We start from the raw sequence: 1,996 nt of genomic DNA on the forward strand, positions 1-1,996 counted from the left end.
GCCCGACGCTCTCGCCGGGTCTTGGTGCTAATGGGCGGTTTACTAGTCATCGTGTCCACAATCTCCTATCGCGGACACTATCGCGGTTTGCTAAACCCGGCTCAAGATGACTTCACCGGACGCATACAATTTATTTACAGGCTCCAAGTCAATAGGTAAGCGTCCGGTCAGTACCGTCTTGACGGTAAGCCGAGTATTTTTTAAAACTTAAAATTGTCACATCTCTTTCATAAGAATTGTTAAAAATGCGCGCAGATCTTGAAGTGACAGTCAACCGTACTTTAATTTTAATTATGCCGTTGCAACCGGCACTTGATTGGCTTTTTGCGACAGATCCAAGTCTCATTCAACAAATAAGTTTAGATTCGCTCAGACAAGAGCAGGATGCTTATTTAGTTTCAGAAGATAAATTTAATTCCCCTGATGATGCGAAGCGCTGGGTGGAGCGACATTGGAAAGAATTCTTTTCGCAATTCTTGGGTGCTTGGTACGTAGACGAATCACTTTGGCCTAAAGGGCGCACCTTAAACATGTTTAAGGAATGGTTTGAAGTTCAACACCATTCGATGGTTTGGGATCTTTCAAGAGATCCACTTATTCGTGAGCAATTGGATTAATTTATAACTTCACATTCCAAGGAAGTAACTCGTCAATCCGATTGACCGGGTGGTCGGCGATGACCAACAGTACATGCCGTAGGTAAGTTTCTGGATTCAATCCGTTAAGCTTAACCGTGCCAAGCAGGCTATACATGGTAGCGGCTCGTTCACCGCCCGCATCCGATCCAAGAAACAAATAGTTCTTTCGCCCAAGGGCAACCGTTCGCAATGCCCGTTCTGCAGCATTGTTATCGATCTCGATCAAACCATCTTCCAGATAGCGCTCTAGTGCTCGCCTTTGATTCATGGCATAGCCGATTGCATCGGCAGTCACGGATTTACGCGAGATTGTCGAGATCTGTTCAGTCAGCCAGGCAAATAGCGCGGTGACAATCGGTTTGGATTGCTCCTGTCGGATTTCTCGTCTTCGGTGGATTGGACTGCCACGAATGCCGGATTCTATTTTGTAGAGCTCTGCAATTTGCGCCAGAACATGAGTGGTAATCGGTGTCGGCCGAGTGGCGTGTATGTCATAAAACTTACGTCTGGTATGTGCCCAACAGCCTGCTTCAATCACCCGACCAGTCTCATAAACTGCGTTGTAACCGGCATAAGCATCCGCCTGTAGAATGCCTCTGTAATCTTTCAGGTGTGTTTGCGGGTGAATGCCTTTGCGATCAGGCGAGTAGCGAAACCAGACCGCAGGTGCGTTAGTTTCACCCGCAGGTCGATTGTCGCTCGTATAGACCCAGAGTCGCCCTTGCTTAGTCTTACCATTGCCCGGGGCCAACACATCGATGGGCGTGTCATCTGCATGCAATTTGGACGACGCAAAGACATATCGTTGCAAAGCATTCATTAATGGACGCAGTAGTTGATGCGCTCCACCGATCACGTCGCAAACAGTACTTTCACTCAGCTCAACACCTTCTCGCGAAGCTTGCTGGCATTGCCGGTAGATGGGTTGATGATCCATATATTTTGCAATAATCATGTGACCAATCAACCCTGGTCCAAAGTAGCTACGTGCAATCGGGCGACTCGGCGCAGGTGCTTGTGCCATCCGATCGCAACATACACAGGCCATGCGTGGACGAACATGGCGAATCACGCGATAGCTGGCCGGGATATGTTCCAGAACTTCACTGACGTCTTCGCCGATCTTTTTCCATTCGCCACCACAATCAGGGCATGCGGCATCGGCAGGTAAATGCTCCTGAATATCGCGGGGCAGATGCTCAGGTAACGGGCGACGAGTGGGAGCGACACGTGGGGCATCAGCTTTGGTCTCGATTATTGATGCTCGGATGCCTTGATTGATTTCTAACTCTTCAATTTCCAGCTCAAGTTGATTGACTTGGGCAATCAGTTTCTCGGACTTCTGACCAAACAACATG

General features: G+C 48.5%; 2 protein-coding genes. One reads left to right on the forward strand and one right to left on the reverse strand.

Annotated elements, in window-relative coordinates:
- Positions 1-245: 245 nt before the first annotated feature.
- Complete coding sequence (locus G3I67_RS14860) at positions 246-617, forward strand: hypothetical protein (RefSeq protein ID WP_163656359.1); 372 nt, start codon at positions 246-248, stop codon at positions 615-617.
- A 1-nt stretch (position 618) separates the two neighbouring features.
- On the opposite strand, the gene tnpC is transcribed toward G3I67_RS14860, so the two are convergent.
- The coding region (gene tnpC / locus G3I67_RS14865) for an IS66 family transposase (RefSeq protein WP_163656360.1) at positions 619-1,996 on the reverse strand (1,378 nt) is incomplete at its 5' end.

The organism is Sheuella amnicola, assembly GCF_010499255.1.
GTDB lineage: Bacteria > Pseudomonadota > Gammaproteobacteria > Burkholderiales > Burkholderiaceae_B > Zwartia > Zwartia amnicola.

What these genes read in the sequence shown, in the direction of transcription:
- G3I67_RS14860 (WP_163656359.1), top strand. Translation starts at nt 246, where the DNA reads ATGCGCGCAGATCTTGAAGTGACAGTCAACCGTACTTTAATTTTAATT.